Consider the following 25422-nt stretch of genomic DNA (forward strand, 5'->3'; position numbering starts at 1 on the left):
ACTCATTCTGTCACTTTTATAGGGAAAATGCAAGTTGTTTTTTGGCTTTTCATTAAATCATTTTCTTTCATTGAGACTTTTTTAGGCTAGTTTTGTAAGCGATGGATAGTCTTGGAAACACGAAATGAGAGGTCTTTTTCTGAAATGGCTTTCTTCCTCGTAACCATAAAGAAGGAATCCCTTTCATTTTTTTGTAAAAAATCAGTCAAAATAATTGAAAGTGTTTTCAGAATCTGATACAATTAGAATGAATAAGTGAGCGTAAAATGAGAAAGGAAGTGTTTTTATGAATACTGATGAAACAATTACTATTTATGACGTTGCGCGTGAAGCGGGCGTTTCGATGGCGACTGTGTCTCGTGTGGTAAATGGAAATAAAAATGTAAAAGAAAACACCCGAAAAAAAGTGCTTGAGGTCATTGATCGTTTGGATTACCGTCCAAATGCGGTTGCATGTGGCTTGGCGAGTAAGAAAACAACTACTGTAGGAGTTGTCATCCCAAATATTGCTAATAGTTATTTTGCTACTTTAGCAAGGGGGATTGATGATATTGCAACGATGTACAAGTACAATATTGTTCTTGCATCTAGTGATGAAAATGACGATCACGAAGTTACCGTCATTAACTCTCTATTTGCCAAACAAGTTGATGGTATCATCTTCATGGGTTATCACTTAACGGAAAAAATTCGTGCAGAATTTTCTCGTACCCGTACGCCGATTGTTCTAGCAGGAACAGTGGACCTCGAACACCAATTACCGAGTGTTAACATCGACTATAAAGCTGCTGTTGAGGATTCTATAACACAACTTGCTAAAAATAATGAAAAGGTTGCCTTTGTATCAGGACCGCTTATCGATGATATTAATGGTAAGCTCCGTCTAGCTGGTTATAAGGCTGGACTTGAAAAGAATAATTTGCGCTACAATGAAGGACTTGTCTTTGAAGCTAAATATAGCTATAAAGACGGCTTTGATTTAGCACAACGTGTCTTGAACTCTGGTGCTACTGCTGCCTATGTTGGGGAAGATGAATTGGCTGCAGGTCTCTTGAATGGCCTCTTTGCTGCAGGCAAATCAGTTCCAGAAGACTTCGAAATCATCACAAGCAATGATTCACCAATTACAAGCTACACACGTCCAAACCTTTCTAGTATTAATCATCCTCTCTATGATTTAGGGGCAGTTAGCATGCGTATGTTGACTAAAATCATGAATAAGGAAGAGCTTGAAGAAAAAGATGTTATTCTTAATCATGGTCTTACCTTACGTCAGTCAACAAAATAAAAAAGGAGTTGGGACATAAGTTTGTCTCAACTTCTCTTTTTTAGAAAAAGGGAGAACCAATGACTTTTGAGGATGCTTATTTTAAAAAGAAAGTCCTAAAACCTGATAGCCTAGAGCCTTTTGGTTTTACAGCTACCGAGCAAGGTTACGAGTTCAGAAAAACACTGATAGCTGATGAACTTGAAGCTCGATTGCTTATTGATTTAGAAGGTAAGTTGACGGGACAGGTTGTTGATATCGATCTTGATGAGCCTTATGATATCTTCAGGAGTCCTCAGGCCACTGGAACTTACGTTGGTCAAGTCAGAGAAGCTTATGGAGAACTTCTCTCACAGCTAGCTGATTCTTGTTATGAAAATCAATTGTTCTCATCTCCACAAGCTAATCGCCTAGCTCAGTTTTTAGTTCAAGAATTTTCAGACCAAGCAGACCATCCTTTCGAAAAGGAACCAAGCTATTTGTCCTTTAGGGTTGATGGTAAATGGTATGCCTTGTTTTTTCCTCTTAAGGGAGAAAAACTAGGGCTTGATGGAGAAAAGGCGGATTTAATTTTTGATGTGGTTAACCTGAAGGTTAATCCAAAGCAAATGGATAAGCTCTTGGAAATGGATGGGGTTTTTCCTAGCTACCATATGTCCAAGAAGACCTGGATTAGTCTTGTTTTAGACGAGACATTGTCGGACCAAACCATTATTGAACTTCTTAGTGACAGTCGCTCCCTAGTGGCCCCAAAACATCTTAGAAAGGCTTTTGAGCCTCATTATTGGATTATCCCGGTAAATTTGAAATACTACGATATTGGAGAGGAGTTCTCCTCAAATGAGGAGATTCTTTGGACACAGAAAGCCAGTATGCAAAAGGGAGATTTGGTGGCTATCTATATTACGGCACCTACCAAGGCCATCCGTTACCTCTGTCAGGTTTTAGAAGCGAATATCCCTAATCAAGGTTATCGTGAAGAGGCGAGTATTAAGGAGTTGATGCGGATTAAACCCTTATACGCCTTTAATGACACCGAATTTGACAGTGATAGACTAAAGAGTTTAGGTATCAAAACTGTTCGAGGTCCAAGACATATGACAGATGAGTTAGTTCAGTCCTTATCCCCTTACCTAAAAGAAAAATAGAAGGAGGACATCATGCGAATTTTGATTGCACCTGATTCCTTTAAGGAAAGTTTGTCTGCAAAAGAGGTCGCCTTAGCTCTTAAATTGGGCTTTGAAAAGGCCTTACCCGACACTGAGTTTGACCTCATGCCAATAGGTGATGGTGGCGAGGGCACCTTAGATGCTCTTGCTGAAAATCTAAATCTTGAGAAGAAAAGGATCAAGATTCCTCATGCCTATACAAGTGATGGAAGTGTTTCCTTTGCCAGCAATGGCCAGACTGCCGTTTTTGAAATGGCTGCGATTTGTGGCTTGGAACAGATTCCTAAGGATAAACGAAATCCTCTAGCTCTAACGACACAAGGCATGGGTGAACTAATTGTTTATTTGGTTCAATCTGGCATCCGAGATTTTATCATAGGCGTAGGTGGGTCTGCTACCAATGATGGTGGTATTGGTATGGCATATGGATTGGGTTATCGTTTTTATGATTCTGAGGGACAGGAGCTTGAGCCAATAGGTGCTAATCTTGGTCTTATTAAAAAGGTATCCTCTAAAAATAAGATTGATTTGTCTGGTGTTACTATTCATCTGATTACTGACGTAGATAATCCCTTGTGTGGTCAAGATGGAGCGACCTATATTTTTGGTGGACAAAAAGGCCTAGCTCCTTCACAATTTAAAAAGGTTGACCAAGACATGACACAATTCTACGAAAACTTTGCTCCTGAGGTTTTAAAACTGGCTGGTTCAGGAGCCGGAGGAGGCATGGCAGCGGGTTTAGTAGCCTTTGCAGGCGCAGAAATTAAATCAGGGATTGACTTTGTACTTGATTGCGTTGATTTTGATCAACGTGTGAAGGAAGTTGATTTGGTCATAGTTGGTGAAGGACGTATGGATAGCCAGTCCTTGTCTGGTAAAGCACCGGTCGGGGTGGCTAGGCGGACACCATCAGCTATTCCCGTCATTGCTATCTGTGGTAGTTTGAAGGATGACTTGCCTGATTTTCCAGTAGCAGGTATCTCAGCTGCTTTCCCTATCATTGGACAAGTATTAGAGTTAGACCAAGTTTTAGCTACCGCTAAGGAGAATCTCTATCGCACAGGACTCAATATTGGGAATGTCATCAAGCTCAGTAAAACATTGTGATATAAGAAAAAGCTGACTTTGCATCAGCTTTTATTTTCCAAATAGTTTAGCAAAAAATCCCTTTTTTTCAAGGATAGGTTCAGTTTTACTAGGAGCAAGGATATCAGGATAGAGCTCTGAAAATAACACTTTATCAAGATTCTCTGCATGATTACTATGTACGATAAGACCGTATGGTGAATGGGCCTTGGCCTCGTCAACGATAGTTGCAGAAATATTTAGTGCTTGAGCGGTCTTGATATAGGTAAATTGTGTCTGGTCGGCTAATTTTGGCGAAAGTTTGAGACTAAGATTAGGGTAAACGGCTAATAAGTCTTTTAATATTTGCGGAAAATTGTCAATTACAGTTTTCTTTTCGGTATTTTCCAATAGAACAGCTAGGACTACACGTTCCGCATAGGTTCCAAAATACTGACGAAGTTCATCGGGATTTAGGCGTTTTTCGCCACTAGCGCATTGGAGCACTTTGTTTTCAAGTGAAGTCATAGGAATCTCCTCTTAGTTTTCTACTTGTATTATACAATATTTTGAATTCCTTTTCATTTGAGTTGCTTTCTGAGATTTTCAAAAACAATTGAAAATATTAAAAAATAGAAAATCGCTAGAAAATTCTGGTTTTAATTTGCTTAAGCCTTGATATTATGGTAATATATAGGTGTAAAAAAATTTAACTCATAAGGAGAGTATTGTAATGTCAATTATTACTGATGTTTACGCACGCGAAGTCCTTGACTCACGCGGTAACCCAACACTTGAAGTAGAAGTTTACACTGAATCTGGTGCATTCGGTCGCGGTATGGTTCCTTCAGGAGCTTCAACTGGTGAACACGAAGCAGTAGAACTTCGTGATGGTGACAAAGCTCGTTACGGTGGTCTTGGTACTCAAAAAGCAGTTGATAATGTAAACAACGTTATTGCTGAACACATCATCGGATTCGACGTACGTGATCAACAAGGTATTGACCGCGCAATGATTGCTCTTGACGGTACTCCAAACAAAGGTAAACTTGGTGCCAACGCTATTCTTGGTGTGTCTATCGCTGTAGCACGCGCAGCTGCTGACTACCTTGAAGTTCCACTTTACAGCTACCTTGGCGGATTCAACACTAAAGTTCTTCCAACTCCAATGATGAACATCATCAACGGTGGTTCTCACTCAGACGCTCCAATCGCTTTCCAAGAATTCATGATTGTACCTGCTGGTGCACCAACATTCAAAGAAGCTCTTCGTTGGGGTGCTGAAATCTTCCACGCACTTAAGAAAATCCTTAAAGAACGTGGACTTGAAACAGCCGTAGGTGACGAAGGTGGTTTTGCACCTCGTTTCGACGGAACTGAAGATGGTGTTGAAACTATCATCAAAGCTATCGAAGCTGCTGGATATGTACCAGGTAAAGATGTATTTATCGGATTTGACTGTGCATCATCTGAATTCTACGATGCAGAACGTAAAGTTTACGACTACACTAAATTTGAAGGTGAAGGCGCTGCTGTTCGTACTGCTGCAGAACAAATCGACTACCTTGAAGAATTGGTTAACAAATACCCAATCATCACTATCGAAGATGGTATGGACGAAAACGACTGGGACGGTTGGAAAGCTCTTACTGAACGTCTTGGTGGTAAAGTTCAATTGGTTGGTGACGACTTCTTCGTAACTAACACAGCTTACCTTGAAAAAGGTATTGCAGAACACGCTGCTAACTCAATCCTTATCAAAGTTAACCAAATCGGTACTTTGACTGAAACTTTCGACGCTATCGAAATGGCGAAAGAAGCTGGATACACAGCAGTAGTATCACACCGTTCAGGTGAAACTGAAGATTCAACAATCGCTGATATCGCAGTTGCAACTAACGCTGGTCAAATCAAGACAGGTTCATTGTCACGTACTGACCGTATCGCTAAATACAACCAATTGCTTCGTATCGAAGACCAACTTGGTGAAGTTGCAGAATACCGTGGTTTGAAATCATTCTACAACTTGAAAAAATAATTCTATAGTCATATAGAATAAAAAGAGATTCCTTAGGAATCTCTTTTTTGTGTTTCTAAAGAATCTTAGATTGTGTTATGCATTGTCTCTAAATAGAAACTCTAAACATAAAAAGTCCCCTCAATCTTATTGATTGAGGGGACTTCGTCTTAGAATAGACCTTTAATCTTGTCTAAAGCTCCACTAACCATTTCGTTACCTGAAACAAGAGATTTGGCTTGGTCGAAGTATTCGCCCAAATCATCTTTGTTGTCATCGACAAACTTTTTAGCAGCTTCGAAATCTTTCTTTTCGATCATTTCTTTTACTTGGTTAAATAGGTCCATTGGATTCATATCTGTTCTCCTTTATAAGTTTTCTTACAAACTCTATTTAATCACGCTTATAGTAAACTAGCAAGAAATATGTTTGAGGCGAGTGCTATTAGGATTATGATTTTCCAGTTAAGTACGATTGATAATTGTTTAATCTAAAAAGGCAGTCCAAACAGGACTGCTTTTAAGGCTTATTGTTGTTCCGTTGAAGAGCTACTTGGCTCTGATTCACTTGAACTTGAGCTCGATTCAGATTCTGCAGGATGTAGTTCCTTGTAAGATGGGGTCTTGAATAGATCAGCTGTTGATTTATTGCCTTTTTGTTTGTAGAGGCTGGTTGATTTATCTTTCAGCTTTTTATTGATTTCTTTTAGTTGATCCATCTGTTTAGTGTAGGAAATCTTGCTAGAATCAACATGCTTCAAACCGTTTGGCGTATAGAAACGAAGAAGGTCACCTGTTTGAACAGCGTCACTCATCGAAAGCTGAGTTGCTACTGCCTTACGAATGGCTTCGTTATCTTTTTTAGTTGTCTCATCAGGGTTGGTAATTTCTTCCCCTGTTTGAGTGTTATAAAGTCGACCAGAGTAGCTGGTGTATTGAGGAGTAACATATTGACCGGAGGTTCTAAATGCGACGGTTTGCTTATTATCAGGAGATAGGAGGTCTTGTCCCATCTGGATATAAGAGCTAGTGTCAACGCCAAGAACGTGAAGGAGAGTTGGAAGGGCATCAACCTCACCACCAAAGGTATTAGAGATACCGCCACCAGTATATCCTGGAATATGAATCATGTAAGGAACACGTTGAAGCATGGCTTTATCATAGTTTGACCAAGTTTCAGGGTTCTTACCGAGAAGTTCAGCAAGATTGCTGCTTCGTGTATCAGAGATACCATAGTGGTCACCGTACATGACAATAATAGAGTTGTCGTAAAGACCGGTTTCCTTAAGGTAATCAAAGAAGTCTTTGATTGCTGAGTCAAGATAGTTAGCTGTTGCAAAATATCCGTTGACTGTTTCGTCTTTTGTTTCAGCGAGTGGGAAACCTTGTTCCTTTTCATCGCCTGAGAGTGAAGTGTATGGGTAGTGGTTAGATACTGTAAGGTATTTAACGTAGAAAGGTTGTTGCATTTGTTCCAGATATTTGATGGAATCTGGGAACATGTACTTGTCATTTAGACCATACTGGAAGGAGTTTTCATCAGTTTTTTCAGTGAAGGCTGATGAGTCAAAGAAGTAATTATAACCCCATTGTTTATAGGTATTATTACGATTCCAGAAGGATCCAGTGTTTCCGTGGAAAACAGCTGACGTATAGTCGCCTGTTTGAGCTAGGATAGATGGCGCAGCATAGGCTGTATTGGTACCACCATAGTTTACCATGTATGACCCTGTACTTAGTCCAAAGAGAGACGTTTCCATCAAGGTTTCAGCATCAGAAGTTTTCCCTGATTTAACTTGGTGGAAGAAGTTTGAAAAGGCTAGAGTTTCATTTGAGTGATAAATGGAATTGATGAATGGTGTAACCTCATAGTCTTGACCGTCTACTTTGAGCTTGTAATCAATGAGAAACTGTTGGAAGCTTTCCAGGTGAATAACGATGACGTTTCTTCCTTTAGCAATTCCGTAATACTTAGGGTCAGGTGCCGCATAGTGCTCCTTAACGTAAGCCTCAACCTTTTTCATATCCTCAGCTGTTGCAGATGACCGAGCCTGTGAAGCTTGATAAGTTAAGTTACCAGAATAGGCTGTGAAGAAGGGAAGCCCCATAGCACGAACAATATAGTTATTTGAGAAACCACGTGTCAACAACTCGCCACGGTTAACTTCCGCTAAGAAGAGGTTAACTGAGAGTAGGAGTGTTGATAGTGCAGTAACTGCGAAACTAGCTCGTTTATTAAATGGCTTGCTGTCCATTTTAAGCTTTTTCCTGAAGCCAGCATAGATGAAGAAAGGAACATCAATCAGGTAGAAAAGATAGCTTGGCTCAAGAAGGTTCTTGGCTGAGTCTCCTAGTCCTGCTGCCGAACTAGAACTTGCTAGGATGGTATTTACAGTGATGAAGTCTGTAAATTCTCCAAAGTAAATCACATTAGCAATAAGTAAGAGGTTAAGGATGACATAGATAGCAATGGTAATGCTATAAAAGAAACGTCGTTTCTTAAAGTATAGTCCTAAACCTAGAAGCATTAATCCTAGTGGAATAGGGTTGATCAGCGAAAGCATAACCTGATATCTGCTTTCCAACTCAAGATTAATGTTGACGTAATAAGCGAATATGGTTTTTAGCCAGTAAAAGAAGAGTAACAAGAGGATAAATCCAAGTCTTGATGAAACTCCTTTCCAAAAGGCTTCATTAATTTTTTTCAAAGTAATACTTCCTTTGATTCTATATTATCTTAATCATTATACCAAATAAGATAATGACTCTCAAAAATTTACTGCCATTGAGTGTGATATTCCTTGACATATAATTGATAAAATCTAGTCACGAAACAGAAATAATAGCATTTTTTTGGTATAATAGTAACATGAGTATATTGACGGTAAGTCCCTTTGCGGAGAAAAAAATCAAACAAGGAAAACAGCTTCTTTTAGCCGAAGATTTTCCAAATATAACTGAAAATAATCAGTTGGTTTATCTATATAGCCAATCCAAAGACTTTTTAGGAACGGGCTATTTGTCAAGTCAAAATAAGGGGATAGGATGGTTTCTGTCCCCTAAAAAACAACAATTGACAGTGACTTATTTTCAAGGACTTTTTGAAAGGGCTAAGGCCAAACGTCAATCCTATTATGATAATGAGTTGACGACAGCTTTTCGTCTTTTCAACCAAGATGGTGACGATTTTGGTGGTCTCACAATTGATTTATATGGGGATTATGCCCTCTTTTCATGGTACAATGCCTTTGTTTATTCCTTGAAAAATGATATTGTAGAGGCTTTCCAAATGGTCTTTCCTGAGGTCTTGGGAGGCTATGAGAAAATCCGCTTCAAGGGTCTTGATTTCGAATCAGACCATCTTTTTGGGCAAGAGGCGGCTGATACCTTCACCATTTTAGAAAATGGGGTAACTTATGAAGTTTTCCTCAATGATGGGCTTATGACGGGGATTTTCCTTGATCAGCATGAAGTGCGTGATGGTTTAGTTAATGGCTTAGCTTTGGGAAAATCAGTTTTGAATATGTTCTCCTATACGGCAGCTTTTTCAGTGGCTGCAGCTATGGGGGGAGCGGTTGAAACGACATCGGTTGATTTGGCTAAGCGTTCACGTGAATTATCGACAGCTCATTTTGAAGCTAATGGCTTCAGTATGGAAAATCATCGCTTGGTCGTGATGGATGTCTTCGATTATTTCAAATATGCAAAGAAAAAAGGCTTATCTTATGACCTTATCGTCATCGATCCGCCAAGCTTTGCTCGAAATAAGAAACGCACTTTCTCAGCAAATAAGGATTACCACAAGTTAATTGCACAAAGTCTTGATATTTTATCAGAGCATGGGACAATCATCGCAAGTACCAATGCTGCTAATATGACAGTGCAACAGTTTAAGAAACAACTACGTAAGGGCTTGGGAGATGTTTCAGCGGACTTCGTTAACCTGCAACAATTACCAGCGGATTTTACCGTCAATCCTAATGATCCAACATCAAATTATTTGAAAGTATACACAATAAAGGTAAATAAATGAAAATTGTAGTTCCGATTATGCCAACTAGTTTAGAGGAGGCACAAGCGCTTGAACTGTCTCGTTTTGAGGGGGCAGACATTATTGAATGGCGTGCAGATTTTTTAGATAAGGATAGTATCTTAACGGTTGCTCCAGCTATTTTCGAGAAATTCGCAGGCTTTGAGATTGTCTTTACCATCCGTACAACGCGTGAGGGTGGTAGGCTTGAGTTAACGGATGCGGAATATGTCGCACTGATTAAGGATGTAGCTGCGATTTATTCGCCAGATTATATTGATTTTGAGTATTTCACACGTAAGGCTGTCTTTGATCAAATGCTCGAATTTTCAAACTTGGTTTTGTCTTATCATAACTTTGAGGAGACACCTGAAAACCTCATGGAACTTTTGTCTGAGATGGCAAACTTGACACCACGAGTGGTTAAGGTGGCAGTTATGCCTAAGAATGAGCAGGATGTTCTCGACCTTATGAACTTCACACGTGGCTTTAAGGCCTTTAATCCTGAGCAGGAGTTTGTGACCATGTCAATGGGTAAACTAGGTCGTTTGTCACGTTTTGCGGGCGACTTGATAGGGTCATCATGGACCTTTGCCAGTCTTGATAATGCCAGTGCTCCAGGACAAATTAGTTTAGCAGACATGCGCAGAATCAGGGAGGTTTTGGATGCAGATTGATGGACACACACGCCTAGCAGCTGTTGTCGCCAATCCAATCAAGCATTCGATTTCGCCATTCATTCATAATTCGGCCTTTGAGAAGACACAAGTTAATGGTGTTTATGTGGCCTGGGAGATTCTGGAATCAGACCTAGCCGAGACAGTTGAAAATATTAGACGTTACGACATGTTCGGTATCAATTTGTCCATGCCATATAAGGAAGCAGTCATTCCTTTTTTGGATGAGATTAGTCCTGCAGCTCAACTGATTGGTGCTGTCAATACAGTTGTTAATCGTGATGGGCGTTTGATTGGTCATAATACGGACGGTTTTGGCTTTTTTGCTAGTCTAAGGAACTTTAGCCCTAAAGATGCCTATCTGATGATTTTGGGTGCTGGTGGTGCGGCTAAAGCTATTGTGACGCAGGCAGTTCTTGATGGTGCCAAAAAAGTAAGTGTCTATGTTCGCCCTCAGTCATTGGATAAGGCAAAAGAGAGCTTTAAGTCATTAATTGAACAGACAACTTGTCACTTGGAGTTTCATGCTTTAAATGATCTTAAGTATTTTAAAGAGGAACTAGTCCAGGCTGATTTATTGGTGAATGCGACGAGTGTAGGTATGGATGGCGCATCCTTGCCTATTCCTACAGATACAAAATTTCCTAAGGGACTCTTGGTTGCTGATATCATTTATCAGCCTTTTGAAACACCTTTCTTGGCCTTGGCCAGGAAACAGGGAATAGAGGCTGTGAACGGACTTGGCATGTTGCTTCATCAAGCAGCAGGTGCCTTTAAATTGTGGACAGGCAAGGACATGCCAACAGACACCATTTGGCAGGAATTAGAAAATATTTACAATAGCTAGGAGGGGACGACGATGAAACTAGAGGTAAATTTAACACATAACCCTTATGACATTATTATTGAAAAAGGAGCCCTTAAGACTGTCGGTAAATGGGTGAAGTCACTTTGGGAACCACAAAAGATTGCCCTTATTACGGACAATCATGTGGGAGCTCTATATGCAGAAAAAGTTAAGCTTAGCCTGGAGCACGAAGGTTTTGAGGTTGTCGTTTTTGATTTCCTAGAAGGTGAAGCGAGTAAAAATCTTAAGACTGTTAACAAGGCTTATGAGTTTTTGATTAAGAATGGCATGACTCGTAGTGATGGCATTGTTGCTCTTGGTGGTGGCGTTGTTGGAGACTTAGCAGGCTTTGTCGCTTCAACCTATATGCGTGGGATTCATTTCGTTCAGGTTCCAACCAGTCTAACTGCCCAAGTGGATTCATCTATTGGTGGTAAGACGGGTGTGAACACACCATTTGCTAAAAATATCGTGGGAACTTTTGCTCAGCCTGATGGGGTTTTGATTGACCCTAATGTCCTTGAGTCACTTGGTAAACGTGAATTGATCGAAGGTATGGGTGAGGTTGTCAAATACGGTTTGATTGACGATCCTGAACTTTGGCACCTCCTTGAAAGCATTGATGGTTCGGTTCACAGTATCCTAGAAAACTCAGAAACCATTATTTACCGTTCATGTAACGTTAAGCGTAAAATTGTGGTTGAAGATGAGTTTGAAGGTGGTGTCCGTATGTACCTAAACTTTGGTCATACGATTGGGCATGCCGTTGAACAAACAGCTGGTTACGGTAAAGTCATGCACGGTGAAGCGGTAGCTATCGGAATGGTTCAGATTTCACGAGTTGCTGAGGAAAAAGGTCTGATGCCTAAGGGGATCACACGTCAAATCGCTGAGATGTGTGTTAAATTTGGTTTGCCAGTTGACTATGAGCCATGGCGTGTTGAAGAGCTCTATACAGCCCTCACACATGACAAGAAAGCCCGTGGTAATAGCATTAAGACAGTTATCGTTCCAGAGATTGGTAAGGCAGCTATCAATCAGATTCCTTTAGTTGAAATGAAAGAGTACTTGGAGAAATAAATGAGATATTTAACAGCAGGTGAGTCTCATGGCCCACGTTTAACAGCAATTATCGAAGGTGTTCCAGCTGGTCTTCCCTTGACGGCTGAAGATATCAATTCTGATTTGAAACGCCGCCAAGGTGGTTATGGTCGTGGTGGCCGTATGAAAATTGAGTCTGATAAAGTTGAAATCACTTCTGGTGTTCGTCATGGGAAAACAACAGGGGCTCCAATCACCCTTCATGTTATCAATAAGGACCATCAAAAATGGTTGGACATCATGGCTGTGGAAGACATTGAAGACCGTTTGAAAACCAAACGTAAAATCACTCACCCACGTCCAGGACATGCTGACTTGGTTGGTGGAATGAAATACCGTTTTGATGATTTGCGTAATTCCTTGGAGCGTTCTAGTGCGCGTGAAACAACTATGCGTGTGGCAGTAGGTGCTGTCGCTAAACGTATCTTGGCTGAGCTCGATATTGAAATTGCTAACCATGTTGTTGTCTTTGGTGGTAAGGAAATTGATGTGCCTGAGAATTTGACGGTAGCTCAAATCAAGGAATTGGCTCAACAATCAGAGATTTCAGTCGTTAACCAAGAGCGTGAACAAGAAATTAAAGATTACATTGACCAAATCAAAAAAGAAGGGGACACAATCGGTGGTGTCGTTGAAACTGTCGTTGGTGGTGTTCCTGTTGGTCTTGGTTCTTATGTGCAATGGGATACAAAACTTGATGCTAAGATTGCTCAAGCAGTTGTATCCATCAATGCCTTCAAGGGTGTGGAATTTGGTCTTGGTTTCAAAGATGGCTACCTCAAGGGCTCCCAAGTGATGGACGAGATTCTCTGGAATGAAGAGGATGGTTATACACGTCGCACTAACAATCTTGGTGGTTTCGAAGGTGGTATGACCAATGGACAACCGATTGTGGTGCGTGGGGTTATGAAACCCATACCAACCCTTTACAAGCCTTTGATGTCAGTAGATATCGAAACACACGAACCTTACAAGGCAACAGTTGAGCGTTCAGATCCAACGGCCTTGCCGGCAGCAGGTGTTGTTATGGAATCCGTAGTTGCTACAGTCGTAGCTAATGAAATCTTGGACAAATTCTCTTCCGATAACATGGAAGAATTGAAAGAAGCGGTAGCACGTCATCGTGACTATGTGAAAAACTTTTAAGCAGCATCAGACAATAGATGGGAGTAGTAATGAGTAAGAAAACAATTTATATCGCAGGATTGGGCTTAATTGGTGGTTCCTTGGCTTTAGGGATTAAAAGAGACCACCCTGATTATGAGATTCTTGGATATAATCGCTCTGACTATTCTCGAAATATTGCGCTTGAGCGTGGTATCGTTGACCGTGCAACCAGTGATTTCAAAGAGTTTGCCCCACTTGCTGATGTGATTATCCTTGCAGTGCCAATTAAGCAAACTGTGGCCTACTTGCAGGAATTGGCTGACTTGGATCTCAAAGATAATGTCATCATCACAGATGCAGGGTCTACTAAGTTGGATATCGTTGAGGCAGCTGAACGTTACCTAACAGGTAAAAATGTTCAGTTTGTAGGTTCCCACCCTATGGCTGGTTCCCATAAATCAGGGGCTATTGCAGCCGACGTGACGCTTTTTGAAAATGCCTATTATATTTTCACACCGACAAGTCTGACAAGAGAGACAACTATCCCAGAGCTTAAGGACATCTTGTCTGGGCTTAAGTCACGTTTTGTGGAGATTGATGCGGCTGAACACGACCGTGTAACCAGTCAAATCAGTCATTTTCCACACCTGTTGGCATCAGGTCTTATGGAACAGGCGGCTGATTATGCTCAGGCTCACGAGATGACTAATCACTTTGCGGCTGGGGGGTTCCGAGATATGACCCGTATTGCTGAGAGTGAACCGGGTATGTGGGCTTCCATTCTCATGACTAATGGGCCTGCTGTTTTGGATCGTATTGAAGATTTCAAAAAACGTTTGGACCATGTGGCTGACTTGATTAAGGCTGAGGATGAGAATGCCATTTGGGAGTTCTTTGACAATGGTCGTAAGAAGCGTAAAGAGATGGAAATCCACAAAAAGGGTGGCGTGGAAAGTGCCTTCGATATTTTCGTGGATGTGCCTGACCGTGAGGACGTTATCCTTAGCATTATGGAATTGTTGCGAGGAACGTCTTTGGTTAACCTTCGTATCAATGAAGAAAATCGTGAAGATATTCACGGTATCCTTCAAATTACTTTTAAAAATGAAAAAGATCGTACACATGCTAAGACTGTTATTGAAGCCAATACAGACTATCATGTGGTGATCGCCTAGGAGAATAAAATGACAAATATTTATGATTTAGCAAATGAGTTGGAACGTGGCATTCGTGCCCTTCCTGAGTACAAAACTTTGGTAGAGAAAAAAGAAGCTATCGCAGCTGATGCTGAGGCTAGTGCTCTTTTCAAAGAGTTCACTGATTTCCAAGAGGATTTCTATGCTAAAATGCAAGCTGGTACAATGCCAACAGCAGAAGAACAAGCAACTGTTCAAGAATTGGGGCAAAAAGTGGAAGCTAATGCCCTTTTGAAAGAATACTTGGCTGCACAACAAGGCTTGTCTGTTTATTTGAATGATATTGAACGTATCATCTTCAAACCTTTGCAAGAATTGAATAGCTAATCAGAGAGGGTGTGTCAGTTGACAGGCCCTTTTCTGCATTCAAAAGAGATTGTCTAAGAATGAAGATCAAATATTAAGGAGGAAAATGATGTCTCGTAAAATTGGAATTATTGGTATGGGAAATGTTGGAGCTGCGGTAGCTCATGGAGCTATTGCTCAAGGTTTGGCTGATAGTTATGTCTTTATAGATATCAATGAGAAAAAGGCTGAGGCGGATGCCCAGGATTTTAAAGATGCTATGGCCAATCTGCCTAGCTATGCCAACATCGTCGTTAATGATTATGCAGCACTTGAAGATGCTGATGTGATTATTTCATCCCTTGGAAATATTCAGTTACAGCATAATGCCGGTGAGGACCGTTTTGCTGAATTTCCATTTACCCGAGAAGCTGTTTATCAGGTTTCTCAGGAACTCAAAAAATTGGATTTTAAAGGCATACTCTTGGTTATCTCAAACCCTGTAGATGCCGTATCAGCCCTCTATCAAGAGTTCACAGGTTGGCCAAGAGAACGTGTGATTGGGACAGGGACTCTACTCGATACAGCTAGAATGAAGGCAGCGGTAGGAGATGATTTATCAGTCAATCCAAAATCAGTATCCGGCTACAATCTTGGCGAACATGGGAATTCCCAATTTACAGCCTGGAGTCAAGTCAAGGTCAAAGGTCAAGATATTACAGCATTGACCAGTGAAGAAGAGCGTCAAAATCTTTTTATGGCTTCTATGAAGGGTGGCCACAAGGTCTATTATGGTAAGGGCTATACTTCTTATGGCATTGCCAGTGCGGCTCTTCGTTTGGTAGCCATTATCCTTTCTGATGCTCAAGAAGAAGTGGCGGTATCTAGCTATCAAGCAGCCTATCAGACCTATCTTGGTTATCCAGTTATTTTAGGACGTCAAGGGGTGGTTGCACCTGTTCACTTGTCTTTGTCGGCTGAGGAAGATTGTCTCTTGGAGGAGTCTGCTAACTTAATTCGGAACCGTGTTCAAGAGGCAGTTGCCTTTCTAAGAGAAAAGTATACTAATACTAGAGAGTGAATATTTTGATAATTCAGTCTATGGTTGGGCTTTAAATTATGGTATAATGAGAGTAACTATAAATTTTTCAGGAGTAACCTATGAAACTAGAAACCAAGGCACAAGGTCTTCATGGCAGCTTGCGTATCCCTGGTGACAAGTCAATCAGTCACCGTTCGATTATGTTCGGAAGTCTTGCTAAAGGTGTGACAACTGTTCGTGATATTTTACGAGGTGAGGATGTCCTCTCAACCATGCAGGTCTTTCGTGATCTGGGTGTGACTATCGAGGATGACGGTGATGTGGTTCGCATTCACGGTGTTGGTTTTGATGGTCTCAAGGCTCCTCAAAACAAATTGGACATGGGTAACTCTGGAACATCCATTCGCTTGATTTCAGGTGTGCTCGCTGGTCAAGATTTCGATGTAGAGATGTTTGGGGATGATTCCCTTTCAAAACGCCCTATGGACCGTGTGACCATTCCCTTGCGTCAGATGGGTGTAGAGGTATCAGGTCAGACGGACCGCGATTTGCCACCTTTGAAAATGCATGGTAGCAAGTCTCTTAAACCTATTCATTACCAATTGCCTGTGGCCTCTGCTCAGGTTAAATCTGCCCTTATTTTTGCAGCTCTTCAAGCTGATGGCGAATCTGTTATCATCGAGAAGGAAAAAACACGTAATCATACGGAAGATATGATTCAGCAGTTTGGTGGTCAGCTTCAGGTAGATGGCAAGGAAATTCGTATTTCTGGTGGCCAAACTTTCACTGCTCAAGAAGTTGTGGTTCCAGGTGACATTTCTTCAGCTGCCTTTTGGTTGGTAGCAGGACTTGTGGTGCCTAACTCTAAGATTGTCTTGGAAAATGTTGGTATCAACGAGACGCGTACGGGTATCATTGATGTGATCAAAGACATGGGTGGTAAGATTACCCTTTCAGATATTGACCAGGTTGCTAAATCTGCGACCATTACGGTTGAAACTTCAGAACTTAAAGGAACTGAAATTGGTGGAGATATCATTCCACGTTTGATTGATGAACTTCCAATTATCACACTCTTGGCGACACAAGCCCAAGGTAAAACTGTGATTCGTGATGCTGAAGAACTTAAGGTCAAAGAGACTGACCGTATTCAGGTGGTAGCGGATGCCTTGAATGCTATGGGTGCTGATATTGTACCAACTGAGGATGGTATGATTATCACTGGTAAGACGGTTCTTCATGGGGCAGAGGTTAATACCTTGGGTGACCACCGTATTGGTATGATGACAGCTATTGCTGCCCTTTTGGTTCAAGATGGTGAGGTTGACTTGCAACGTGCGGAAGCTATCAATACAAGTTACCCAAGCTTCTTTAGTGACTTGGAAGGATTGCTCCATGGCTAAGGTTTTATTGGGCTTTATGGGAGTTGGTAAGAGTTCCGTCGCCCCATACCTGGATGGTCGTTTCGTGGATATGGATCAGGTCATCGAGGAGAAAATCGGCATGTCCATTGCTGATTTTTTTGCAAAAGAAGGTGAAGCAGCCTTTCGTCAGATTGAGTCTGAGACTTTGGAGGAACTCCTTCAAGAGGGAGATGACGTCATCATCTCTACTGGAGGTGGTGTCGTTGTGACGGAGCGCAATCGTCAGCTCTTGGCGAAAAATCGTAAGCATAATGTTTGGCTCCACGCTTCTTTCGATGTGGTCTATGATCGCATTGAAAAGGATACTAAGAATCAGCGCCCACTCTTTCTCAATCATTCCAAAGAGGATTTTAAGGCTATTTATGACGGTCGAATGGCACTCTATCAAGATTTAGCAGATTTGGTTGTCACAGTTGATAACCGAACGCCAGAAGAAGTAGCAAGGTTTATCAAATGTATGTAGGTTATTTGGGCCCAAGTGGGTCGTTTACGCATAATGCAGCCTTAAAGGCTTTTCCTGAGGCAGAATTGGTTTCTCTAGGTACCATTACCGAGGTTATCAAGTCTTATGAAGAGGGACGTGTGGATTATGCGGTCATTCCGGTGGAAAATTCCATCGAGGGCTCTGTTCATGAGAGTTTAGACTATCTCTTCCATCAGGCCGATATTCGTGCTGTGGCAGAGATTGTTCAGCCCATCAAGCAGCAGTTGATGGCGACGAAACATCATGAGAAAATTGAGAAAATCTTCTCACACCCACAGGCTATTGCCCAAGGGAAAAAGTATATTAAACAGCATTTTCCACATGCCAAGATTGAGACAACAGCCAGTACAGCCTTTGCGGCGCGTTTTGTCGCTGATAATCCAGATCAGCCATATGCGGCCATCGCTCCGCATGCAGCTGCTAAGGAATACGGTCTTCAAATCTTGGCTAAGGATATTCAGGAGATTGAAAAGAATTATACCCGCTTTTGGGTGTTGGGGAATACCGTTCCTGAGATTCCGCTCAATCAGATTGATTGCAAATTAACGCTGGCCTTGACCCTGCCTGACAATATGCCAGGGGCACTTTACAAGGCCTTATCGACCTTTGCCTGGCGAGGCATTGACTTGACCAAGATAGAAAGTCGTCCTTTGAAGACGGTACTTGGCGAGTATTTCTTTATTATTGATTGTGATTATACAAAGGAAAAGTTGGCTCAGTTCGCTCTTGAAGAGCTGACTGCAGTTGGAATTGGATATAAAATCTTGGGTGCTTACCAAGTCTATGAAATTTAAAGGGAAATCTTATGACCAAATCTAACAATGGACCGTTTACGCATCATGAACGGTTACGTTACAGCTATCTTTTAAAAAATCTTGCTCACCTGAATGGACAGCAGGCCTCAGAATTCAATTATCTTCAAGGAAAGTTGGATGCCTATGAAGCTGAGCGACGGTATCAAGCGCAAATAGAGGACTATCAAGCAGCATGGCGCCAGCCTTATGACAATCGTTCTGACTACTATCAAGAACGTGATTATGAGTCTGTCAATCAGCTAACTGAGGAAGGTTTGCCCGTCTATCGGGAGGAAGTCGCTCAAAGTAAACCTAAACCTAAACCTAAACGTAAAAAGGTTCGAAGGCAAGCAACTCCTTCAGCAACGTCGGCTCCAAGGTCCAAGTCGCAAGTAGCCAAGAAGAAGCGACCGAAGAAAAAGAGAAGGCTTAAGAAAGTTGTTAAGCTGGTGCTTAGTTGCTTGAGTCTTGGAGTTGTGTTCTTAGTGATAGCCATGGCCTATCAATTTTACAAGGGAACAGACCTTTCTGCTGCAGGTAATAATGGTAAATCCTATCAGCCTGCCGTAGTTGAGACCTTTAATGGTAAGGATACTAAGGATGGGGTTAATATCCTTATTCTAGGTTCTGACCAGCGAGTTAGCCAAGACTCTACCGATGCCAGAACGGACTCCATCATGGTTGTCAATGTGGGCAATAAAGAAGGTAAGATTAAGATGGTTAGCTTTATGCGAGATACCTTGGTCAATATCAAGGGAGCTTCAGAAACCGACTATTCTCAGGACTTGAAACTTAATACGGCTTTCAATATTGGTGAGCAAAATAATCATCAAGGGGCAGAACTCATGCGTGAGACCCTCAAACGAAACTTTGACATTGATATTAAGTACTATGCCATGGTTGACTTTGAAACCTTTGCGACAGGGGTCGATACCCTCTTCCCGAATGGTGTGGAAATCAATGCGAAGTTTGCGACCATTGATGGTAAAAAAGTGTCATCAGTACAAGTCCCAGATGATTTGAAGATGGACAAGAATGGTCATGTGCCAAATCAAACCATTAAAGTTGGTAAGCAGGATATGGATGGTCGCACCCTTCTGAATTATGCTCGTTTCCGTAAGGATGACGAGGGAGATTATGGCCGTACCAAACGCCAGCAACAAGTGATGCAGGCCGTTATGAAGCAGCTTAAGAATCCACTTAATCTCTTCAATGGACCTGAGGCTTTGGGGAAGGTTTACTCACTGACCTCAACCAATATGAGTATGACGGATATGTTGGATTTGGGACTGTCAAATGCTGGTAGTTTCAAAAAAGGGATCAATTCGCAAACCATTCCTTCGGATGGTGATTGGATTGACAGTTATGATTTGTATGGCGGTCAAGGAATTGAAATTGATTTTGATAACTATCAGTCAAAATTAAAAGAACTAGGATTTAGATAAGAAAACAAGCAGGTTCACACTGAACCTGCTTGTTTTTTGGTATTAAGAGCTTGTATAATCGCCTTGTATAAGAGTTTTAGAAAATGATAGAGCAAATAGGTCATGATGCCAAGAACGAAGACGAACTCTACCTTATAAACTAATTGGGTAGCTGGATTGACTAGTCCAAGACTGGTAGTGGCTGCCTTAAAAGCATTGACACTATTGACCAAGGGAAAGCTAAAAGCTGCAAAAAGTGGCATAAAGCCTTTTCTAACCAGTTTTACGAAGAGATCAAGAGCATAGAAAAAGAATGCTTGCGAGAATAAGAGTAGGGCAAGTAAAATAATAGTTGCAGGTCTTTGATTACTCTTGATTGAGCTGGTAATGAGAAGGGCCAGAGGTGCTGCTAAAATGGCAAGTATAGGTCGATAGAGGTGAGGGATGGCTATCTGTCTCATTCTCCACAAAACAAGTGGAAAGAGGGCCAGAGTCGCTAATGCCGTTACTCCCAGAATAAGTCCCTTGATGCTAGTTGGAACACTAGCTGGTACTGTCACAAGACTGATAGCAGGTCCAACGTAGATCACGAACCAGCTTGGAAAGACTTGGTTCAAAGATAGTGGGCGCATAAAACGCAGACTGAAAAAAATAATATAGGCAATATAAAGTCCAAGGAGCCCAACCCAAGTCACACTTAAGCCTATTTGAGCTAGTGGAAGGCGGCTGGCAAAGAGAAAGGCAGCCATAAAGTAGCTAGCAAAGGCCGAAGCAATGACTGGATTGTGCAAATCTTCCCTTACTTGTTCAAAGCCAAGAATCAAGCGTCCTAGTATAAGCATAAAACCTATACTTGCCAGAAACCAAATGCCCTGAGCAATCAGGGCATAGTGGTTTATTTGATTGGATAAACTAAAGAGGGCAAGAACTAGACTAGATAGGGCCAAGGGAATTTTCTTAAAAAATACCTTCATTGGTCTACCGGCCTTTCTAGCTAGCTGCAAGAATGTGACGAAGCTGTACCGCACTCGGAGATACAATTGGAAGGAAGACGCCTTCATTCCAACGACGGATAAAGCTTGACTCTGATTCTTTCAAATAGCCACGACCACCACTAGCCTGAAGTTCGAGGAGCAGGCTGTTGGCTACGACGTCGACAATATCGATACGCAATTGGAAAAGTTCACGTGGTTTTTCAATGAAATAATTAGCATCATTAAGACCCGCAAAGAGTTGGTCTTGAATAGCAAGAAGATTTCCACGTGTTGCTTCAAATTCCTCACGAAGAACGCTACGGTTACTGTTTAGACTAGCTTCAACCTCATCAAGAGAACGTTGTGCCAAACCAAAGGCGAGACCAAACTGGAAGCCAAGGAAGTTCGGACGTGTTTTGGCAATATAGTCTGTACCTTCTTTTGAAAGGACCCAATTAGGATCTAACTTAACGTGATCAAAAGTAAGAGAGGCAGTGTTAGCACCTTGAAGGGAAACAAATTCCAAATCTTCAGAACGGCTGAGGCCCTCAGCTTCAGATGGAATGGTGATAATCCAAGGTTGGCTACCGTCTTTAAAGTCAGCAGCAAAGAGAGCAGCGAATTTATCAGAACGAAGGTTAGTCACCCAAGGCAAACGACCATCGAGATAGTAGTCATCACCTTCTTGGCTGATAGTAACATTCAATTCTTCAATATCAGACAAGAATTTGACTGCATTAGACAAGCCAGTTCCACCAGCACGTTCACCAGTATACAATTCTTTCAACCATGTTTCACGAGGGTAAGCATTGTCGCTAGCTAGGATATACTCGATGAAAGTACGGTGTCCCCAAGAAATAAAGGAAGCCGTCAAAGAATGTTGTGCCAATTCATTAAGCACATCAACAACTTGAGTAGGACCACCACCTAGGCCATCAAACTCAGCAGGTACGCCGATCTTAAAGACGTCGTTTTCAGCGATTTTTTCAAGAAGTTGGTCCGCAATTGGTCCAGACTCTTGGTCAATATGGTCAGCGTTGGTGTCCAACCAAGTAAGGAATTCTTTTGAAAAATGTGACATAGGCTTAGGTCCTCCTCTAGTTTATCTTTATCAGTTTATCTTTGCATTAAGCGAATTCTTGAAGTTCAGGGTTAATTGGTGTTTGTGCGAGATTGTTAGCGTAGTTACACAAGCTTGCAAGGCTGACACCCAAGATAACGTCAAGGGCATTTTGTGCAGTGTAGCCAGCTTCCAAGAAGTCGTTGTAGGCTTCGTCACCAACAGCACCTTTGGTATTGATCACGGCAATAGTGAATTTAGCAAGGGTATCAAGTTTTGGATCATCTTCGATTGGTGTACGGTTACGAAGGGCTTCCAAAAGTTGAGGTGTCATTTGGATTTGCTTGATTGAAAAGGCTGTATGACCTGCCACACAGAAGGCACAACCATTAGTAACAGCAGCTGTAATTTGAACAACCTCACGTTCAGTTGGTGTCAATGAATTGCGACGGTTGATTTCACCGACAGTACGGTAAGTTTCAAGCGCAGTTGGCGCATTAGCAAGGAGACCAATCAAGTTTGGAATGTATCCCCCATTGGCATCTTTGACTGTTTGAAGGACGTCTTTGACTTCTTCTGGTGCAGTTTCGATTGTATGAATGGTAATATCTGGCATGATTATTCTCCTTAGATAGAAACGACATCTAGCCAAGCGGCTGAGTCGTTTAATTTTTTGTCATGGACCTATGATAGCACTGTATGACTTTTCTGAAAAATCTATATTATTTATGGCCAGCCATAAATTTGATTTATATGTGCTATAATGGAGGGTAGTAAAAGGCTTTGGAAGATCTGCTTAAGCCCTATAAGAGTAAAGAAAGTTGAATTATGTTAAATAAAAACGCTATTGTAGAAGTTGAAATTGTCGATTTGACACATGAAGGAGCAGGCGTTGCCAAGGTGGACGGCTTTGTCTTTTTCGTGGATAATGCCCTCCCAGGCGAAGTCATCAAGATGCGAGTGCTTAAGCTCAAGAAAAATATCGGCTTTGGTAAGGTTGAGGAGTATGTGACCCTTTCACCAAACCGTAATCAGGACATTGATGTAACCTATCTCCGTTCAGGAATTGCTGATTTTGGCCATATGACCTACGAGGAGCAGCTCAAGTTCAAGCGTAAACAAGTTGTGGACAACCTCTATAAGACAGCAGGTATCTCAGACGTAGAAGTCGCTGAAACATTGGGAATGGATACACCGTACGCTTACCGTAATAAGGCGCAGGTGCCCGTTCGCCGTGTTAAAGGTCAGCTTGAAACAGGTTTCTACCGCAAGAATTCGCACGACTTGATTCCAATTGAAGATTTCCTTATCCAAGACAAGGAAATTGATAAACTCATTGTCTTTGTCCGTGACCTTCTCCGTCGCTATGACCTCAAACCTTATGATGAGAAGGAGCAGACAGGTTTGATTCGTCATTTGGTAGTTCGTCGTGGTCATTATTCAGGTCAGATGATGTTGGTCTTTGTAACGACCAGACCAAAAGTTTTCCGTATTGACCAAGTTATTGCTATGATTACGGAAGCCTTCCCGAGTGTCGTTTCCATCATCCAAAACATCAACGATAAGAATACTAACGCCATCTTTGGTAAGGAGTTCCGCACCCTTTATGGCCAAGACACTATCACAGACAGTATGTTGGGCAATGACTATGAGATATCTGCCCAGTCTTTCTATCAGGTTAACACCGAGATGGCTGAAAAACTCTATCAAACAGCCATTGACTTCTCAGATCTAAACAGCGACAGCATTGTAATTGATGCCTATTCAGGAATCGGGACAATCGGTTTGTCATTTGCAAAACAGGTCAAGGAAGTCTACGGCGTTGAAGTCATCGAAACAGCCGTCGAAGATGCCAAGAAAAATGCAGAACGCAACGGCATTACAAATGCCCACTATGTGGCTGACTCAGCTGAAAATACCATGGCCAAGTGGAGCAAGGATGGCATCAAACCAGATATTATCATTGTGGACCCACCACGCAAGGGCTTGACAGAAAGCTTCATCAAAGCCAGCGTCGCCATGCAACCTGAGAAGATTACCTACGTCTCATGTAACCCAGCAACCATGGCGCGTGATATCAAACGCTATCAAGAATTGGGCTATGAATTGAAAAAAGTACAGCCAGTGGATCTTTTTCCGCAAACGCATCATGTAGAGTGTGTGAGTTTATTGGTAAAACGCAGTTAAACATCTCGCTTTTACATTTCAAGGTGAGATGCTTCAAAGCTCCACTGGAGCTTTGAACTCCCACAGACGCATCATGTTGAGGCAGTATCACTTTTGTCCAAACTCGATGTCGATAAGCATATAGACGTTGAAATTGAGCTGGATGAGCTTGATTTGACCAGTGCTGAAAGTAAGGCAACATATGCTCAAATCAAAGAATATGTTTGGAATAAATTTGAATTATAAGTTCCGACATTATATATTGCACAGATAAAAAGGAAATGTGGAATAGAATTACGAGAACATTACAACAAGTCTAAAAAGGAGAAACAAATTATTCCACAGTGTACACCTGAAAAAGAAGAAGCTATCATGGATGCCTTGAGACACTTCAAAATGATTGAATAGAAAAGAATGACAGCATATGACTTTCTGCATTTATGACATTCCTACTTGGTATAGGAACAGCTATTATTCCTTTCTTGCAAGGTATCAATGAGAAAATAGGCTCAATATAAAGATTGATAGGATCATTTTTATATTTAAAGGAGCGTTGAAATGATTGATAAAAGCAATAAAAAATTTTGGGATAAATTTGCTAAGCTATATGCTCCTTTCATGAAAAAAGACAAAGGAGTATATGATAAAGTTTGCGAATACATTCGTCCTCATTTGAATAAAGACATGGAGGTGCTTGAACTTGCTTGTGGCTTAGGACAATTATCGTTTAATCTTTCAAAGCATACGAAAAGTTGGATTGGCACAGATTTTTCCGAACAAATGATTAAGGAAGCTAAAAAGCGTGGGGAATACGAAAATCTTACATTTGAAACAGCCGATGCAGTAGCATTATCCTATTCGCATGAAAAATTTGATTGTGTGTTAATTGCTAATGCACTTCATATTATGCCTAAACCGGATGAGGCGATGAAAGAAATATATAGGGTGTTAAAACCTAATGGGACTTTGTTCGCCCCCACTTTTCTATGGAAAGAGGGAAAACAAAGAAAAATGATAAAAAGTTTGATGTCTATTTTAGGATTTAAGATGTATCAAGAATGGGATAAAAAGGAATTTGAAGATTTTATTAAAGAATATGGATTTTCAGTAGTTGAAATGAAATTGGCACATGGAGGTCTTGCACCGATTGGTGTGATGATTGCTCAAAAAGTGGCTTAACAGATTCTATTCTTATGATTTAAAAAATTTCATCAAAATGGTAACCAAAGGCGATAGAAAAACTATCGTCTCAGAACGTAGACAAACCCTACTAGGAATAGAAAAATTGTCATTT

Annotated in this window: 24 protein-coding genes and 1 pseudogene; 19 read left to right on the forward strand and 6 right to left on the reverse strand. The window is 41.3% G+C overall.

The features are described from left to right. Window positions 1-286 precede the first annotated feature (286 nt). From ccpA to ACWPVZ_RS03170, 3 genes are read left to right on the forward strand one after another with little or no spacing between them, the layout of a single operon-like run. Window positions 287-1288: a catabolite control protein A gene (ccpA, locus tag ACWPVZ_RS03160; protein WP_454380874.1), complete on the forward strand. Its 1002-nt coding sequence runs from the start codon at window positions 287-289 to the stop codon at window positions 1286-1288. Between the two features lie 59 nt (window positions 1289-1347). Beyond that, window positions 1348-2415, forward strand: a complete 1068-nt coding sequence (locus ACWPVZ_RS03165) for an MmcQ/YjbR family DNA-binding protein (RefSeq protein WP_454380876.1) — start codon at window positions 1348-1350, stop codon at window positions 2413-2415. Between the two features lie 12 nt (window positions 2416-2427). Continuing rightward, complete coding sequence (locus ACWPVZ_RS03170) at window positions 2428-3543, forward strand: glycerate kinase (protein WP_454380878.1); 1116 nt, start codon at window positions 2428-2430, stop codon at window positions 3541-3543. A gap of 30 nt (window positions 3544-3573) precedes the next feature. Here the strand turns inward: ACWPVZ_RS03170 and ACWPVZ_RS03175 are convergent, their stop codons facing one another. Continuing rightward, a complete protein-coding gene (locus ACWPVZ_RS03175; RefSeq protein ID WP_064523269.1) occupies window positions 3574-4029 on the reverse strand; it encodes a YueI family protein in 456 nt (151 codons plus the stop codon). Between the two features lie 205 nt (window positions 4030-4234). Here ACWPVZ_RS03175 and eno point away from each other — a divergent pair, with 205 nt between their 5' ends. Further along, window positions 4235-5539: a surface-displayed alpha-enolase gene (eno, locus tag ACWPVZ_RS03180; RefSeq protein WP_002886048.1), complete on the forward strand. Its 1305-nt coding sequence runs from the start codon at window positions 4235-4237 to the stop codon at window positions 5537-5539. 149 nt (window positions 5540-5688) lie between these two features. Here the strand turns inward: eno and ACWPVZ_RS03185 are convergent, their stop codons facing one another. After that, entirely contained in the window at window positions 5689-5874 is a 186-nt protein-coding gene (locus ACWPVZ_RS03185; protein WP_002890454.1) for a hypothetical protein, read from the reverse strand. A 170-nt stretch (window positions 5875-6044) separates the two neighbouring features. Next, a complete protein-coding gene (locus ACWPVZ_RS03190; RefSeq protein ID WP_454380882.1) occupies window positions 6045-8225 on the reverse strand; it encodes an LTA synthase family protein in 2181 nt (726 codons plus the stop codon). A 161-nt stretch (window positions 8226-8386) separates the two neighbouring features. On the opposite strand from ACWPVZ_RS03190, the gene ACWPVZ_RS03195 reads away from it, so the two are divergent. From ACWPVZ_RS03195 to ACWPVZ_RS03250, 12 genes are all read left to right on the forward strand, one after another. Further along, window positions 8387-9550, forward strand: coding sequence for a class I SAM-dependent rRNA methyltransferase (locus tag ACWPVZ_RS03195; protein ID WP_037597587.1), 1164 nt, complete (start codon window positions 8387-8389; stop codon window positions 9548-9550). Then, entirely contained in the window at window positions 9547-10224 is a 678-nt protein-coding gene (gene aroD / locus ACWPVZ_RS03200; RefSeq protein ID WP_070839839.1) for a type I 3-dehydroquinate dehydratase, read from the forward strand. Before ACWPVZ_RS03195 ends, aroD begins: the two co-directional genes overlap by 4 nt. Next, the gene (locus tag ACWPVZ_RS03205) at window positions 10214-11071 is read left to right on the forward strand and encodes a shikimate dehydrogenase (protein ID WP_454380884.1); all 858 of its coding nucleotides are present in this window, start codon (window positions 10214-10216) and stop codon (window positions 11069-11071) included. Before aroD ends, ACWPVZ_RS03205 begins: the two co-directional genes overlap by 11 nt. 12 nt (window positions 11072-11083) lie before the next feature. Beyond that, window positions 11084-12151, forward strand: coding sequence for a 3-dehydroquinate synthase (aroB, locus tag ACWPVZ_RS03210; RefSeq protein WP_084869395.1), 1068 nt, complete (start codon window positions 11084-11086; stop codon window positions 12149-12151). Beyond that, on the forward strand, window positions 12152-13318 hold the full coding sequence (gene aroC, locus ACWPVZ_RS03215; protein WP_454380886.1) for a chorismate synthase: 1167 nt from the start codon (window positions 12152-12154) through the stop codon (window positions 13316-13318). A 29-nt stretch (window positions 13319-13347) separates the two neighbouring features. Next, window positions 13348-14454 carry a prephenate dehydrogenase gene (locus tag ACWPVZ_RS03220; RefSeq protein WP_148512756.1) on the forward strand — a complete coding sequence of 369 codons (1107 nt, stop codon included), beginning with the start codon at window positions 13348-13350 and terminating at the stop codon, window positions 14452-14454. Between the two features lie 9 nt (window positions 14455-14463). Further along, a complete protein-coding gene (locus ACWPVZ_RS03225; protein ID WP_454380889.1) occupies window positions 14464-14802 on the forward strand; it encodes a YlbF/YmcA family competence regulator in 339 nt (112 codons plus the stop codon). Window positions 14803-14890: 88 nt separating this feature from the next. Continuing rightward, window positions 14891-15841, forward strand: coding sequence for an L-lactate dehydrogenase (locus ACWPVZ_RS03230; protein ID WP_454380891.1), 951 nt, complete (start codon window positions 14891-14893; stop codon window positions 15839-15841). A gap of 80 nt (window positions 15842-15921) precedes the next feature. Continuing rightward, the gene (gene aroA / locus ACWPVZ_RS03235) at window positions 15922-17205 is read left to right on the forward strand and encodes a 3-phosphoshikimate 1-carboxyvinyltransferase (protein WP_342983042.1); all 1284 of its coding nucleotides are present in this window, start codon (window positions 15922-15924) and stop codon (window positions 17203-17205) included. Continuing rightward, on the forward strand, window positions 17198-17689 hold the full coding sequence (locus ACWPVZ_RS03240; RefSeq protein WP_014634149.1) for a shikimate kinase: 492 nt from the start codon (window positions 17198-17200) through the stop codon (window positions 17687-17689). Before aroA ends, ACWPVZ_RS03240 begins: the two co-directional genes overlap by 8 nt. After that, complete coding sequence (gene pheA / locus ACWPVZ_RS03245; RefSeq protein ID WP_002890467.1) at window positions 17680-18504, forward strand: prephenate dehydratase; 825 nt, start codon at window positions 17680-17682, stop codon at window positions 18502-18504. Before ACWPVZ_RS03240 ends, pheA begins: the two co-directional genes overlap by 10 nt. Window positions 18505-18515: 11 nt before the next feature. After that, complete coding sequence (locus ACWPVZ_RS03250) at window positions 18516-19949, forward strand: LCP family protein (RefSeq protein WP_265107498.1); 1434 nt, start codon at window positions 18516-18518, stop codon at window positions 19947-19949. A gap of 14 nt (window positions 19950-19963) precedes the next feature. On the opposite strand, the gene ACWPVZ_RS03255 is transcribed toward ACWPVZ_RS03250, so the two are convergent. From ACWPVZ_RS03255 to ACWPVZ_RS03265, 3 genes are read right to left on the reverse strand one after another with little or no spacing between them, the layout of a single operon-like run. Continuing rightward, complete coding sequence (locus ACWPVZ_RS03255; RefSeq protein WP_004182904.1) at window positions 19964-20902, reverse strand: SLAC1 family transporter; 939 nt, start codon at window positions 20900-20902, stop codon at window positions 19964-19966. Between the two features lie 16 nt (window positions 20903-20918). Continuing rightward, window positions 20919-21983, reverse strand: coding sequence for an acyl-CoA dehydrogenase family protein (locus ACWPVZ_RS03260; RefSeq protein WP_004182902.1), 1065 nt, complete (start codon window positions 21981-21983; stop codon window positions 20919-20921). Between the two features lie 46 nt (window positions 21984-22029). After that, window positions 22030-22578: a carboxymuconolactone decarboxylase family protein gene (locus ACWPVZ_RS03265; RefSeq protein ID WP_002885920.1), complete on the reverse strand. Its 549-nt coding sequence runs from the start codon at window positions 22576-22578 to the stop codon at window positions 22030-22032. A gap of 212 nt (window positions 22579-22790) precedes the next feature. Here ACWPVZ_RS03265 and rlmD point away from each other — a divergent pair, with 212 nt between their 5' ends. The 3 genes and pseudogenes from rlmD to ACWPVZ_RS03280 all read left to right on the forward strand — a co-directional run bounded on the left by rlmD (window position 22791) and on the right by ACWPVZ_RS03280 (window position 25307). Next, complete coding sequence (rlmD, locus tag ACWPVZ_RS03270; protein ID WP_454380896.1) at window positions 22791-24149, forward strand: 23S rRNA (uracil(1939)-C(5))-methyltransferase RlmD; 1359 nt, start codon at window positions 22791-22793, stop codon at window positions 24147-24149. A 60-nt stretch (window positions 24150-24209) separates the two neighbouring features. Beyond that, window positions 24210-24536, forward strand: a pseudogene (locus ACWPVZ_RS03275) (23S rRNA (uracil(1939)-C(5))-methyltransferase RlmD); the annotation flags it as partial. A 150-nt stretch (window positions 24537-24686) separates the two neighbouring features. Continuing rightward, window positions 24687-25307, forward strand: a complete 621-nt coding sequence (locus ACWPVZ_RS03280) for a class I SAM-dependent methyltransferase (protein ID WP_444817940.1) — start codon at window positions 24687-24689, stop codon at window positions 25305-25307. Window positions 25308-25422: the final 115 nt, after the last annotated feature.

Source organism: Streptococcus sp. Marseille-Q6379, from assembly GCF_965119505.1.

Coding starts and splice junctions, on each gene's coding strand:
- ACWPVZ_RS03185 (WP_002890454.1), bottom strand. CDS start 5,874: ATGAATCCAATGGACCTATTTAACCAAGTAAAAGAAATGATCGAAAAG.
- ACWPVZ_RS03280 (WP_444817940.1), top strand. CDS start 24,687: ATGATTGATAAAAGCAATAAAAAATTTTGGGATAAATTTGCTAAGCTA.
- aroB (WP_084869395.1), top strand. CDS start 11,084: ATGAAACTAGAGGTAAATTTAACACATAACCCTTATGACATTATTATT.
- aroC (WP_454380886.1), top strand. CDS start 12,152: ATGAGATATTTAACAGCAGGTGAGTCTCATGGCCCACGTTTAACAGCA.
- rlmD (WP_454380896.1), top strand. CDS start 22,791: ATGTTAAATAAAAACGCTATTGTAGAAGTTGAAATTGTCGATTTGACA.
- ACWPVZ_RS03225 (WP_454380889.1), top strand. CDS start 14,464: ATGACAAATATTTATGATTTAGCAAATGAGTTGGAACGTGGCATTCGT.
- ACWPVZ_RS03255 (WP_004182904.1), bottom strand. CDS start 20,902: ATGAAGGTATTTTTTAAGAAAATTCCCTTGGCCCTATCTAGTCTAGTT.
- ACWPVZ_RS03250 (WP_265107498.1), top strand. CDS start 18,516: ATGACCAAATCTAACAATGGACCGTTTACGCATCATGAACGGTTACGT.
- ACWPVZ_RS03260 (WP_004182902.1), bottom strand. CDS start 21,983: ATGTCACATTTTTCAAAAGAATTCCTTACTTGGTTGGACACCAACGCT.
- eno (WP_002886048.1), top strand. CDS start 4,235: ATGTCAATTATTACTGATGTTTACGCACGCGAAGTCCTTGACTCACGC.
- ACWPVZ_RS03195 (WP_037597587.1), top strand. CDS start 8,387: ATGAGTATATTGACGGTAAGTCCCTTTGCGGAGAAAAAAATCAAACAA.
- ACWPVZ_RS03165 (WP_454380876.1), top strand. CDS start 1,348: ATGACTTTTGAGGATGCTTATTTTAAAAAGAAAGTCCTAAAACCTGAT.
- aroA (WP_342983042.1), top strand. CDS start 15,922: ATGAAACTAGAAACCAAGGCACAAGGTCTTCATGGCAGCTTGCGTATC.
- ACWPVZ_RS03240 (WP_014634149.1), top strand. CDS start 17,198: ATGGCTAAGGTTTTATTGGGCTTTATGGGAGTTGGTAAGAGTTCCGTC.
- ccpA (WP_454380874.1), top strand. CDS start 287: ATGAATACTGATGAAACAATTACTATTTATGACGTTGCGCGTGAAGCG.
- ACWPVZ_RS03220 (WP_148512756.1), top strand. CDS start 13,348: ATGAGTAAGAAAACAATTTATATCGCAGGATTGGGCTTAATTGGTGGT.
- ACWPVZ_RS03175 (WP_064523269.1), bottom strand. CDS start 4,029: ATGACTTCACTTGAAAACAAAGTGCTCCAATGCGCTAGTGGCGAAAAA.
- aroD (WP_070839839.1), top strand. CDS start 9,547: ATGAAAATTGTAGTTCCGATTATGCCAACTAGTTTAGAGGAGGCACAA.
- ACWPVZ_RS03230 (WP_454380891.1), top strand. CDS start 14,891: ATGTCTCGTAAAATTGGAATTATTGGTATGGGAAATGTTGGAGCTGCG.
- ACWPVZ_RS03170 (WP_454380878.1), top strand. CDS start 2,428: ATGCGAATTTTGATTGCACCTGATTCCTTTAAGGAAAGTTTGTCTGCA.
- ACWPVZ_RS03265 (WP_002885920.1), bottom strand. CDS start 22,578: ATGCCAGATATTACCATTCATACAATCGAAACTGCACCAGAAGAAGTC.
- ACWPVZ_RS03205 (WP_454380884.1), top strand. CDS start 10,214: ATGCAGATTGATGGACACACACGCCTAGCAGCTGTTGTCGCCAATCCA.
- pheA (WP_002890467.1), top strand. CDS start 17,680: ATGTATGTAGGTTATTTGGGCCCAAGTGGGTCGTTTACGCATAATGCA.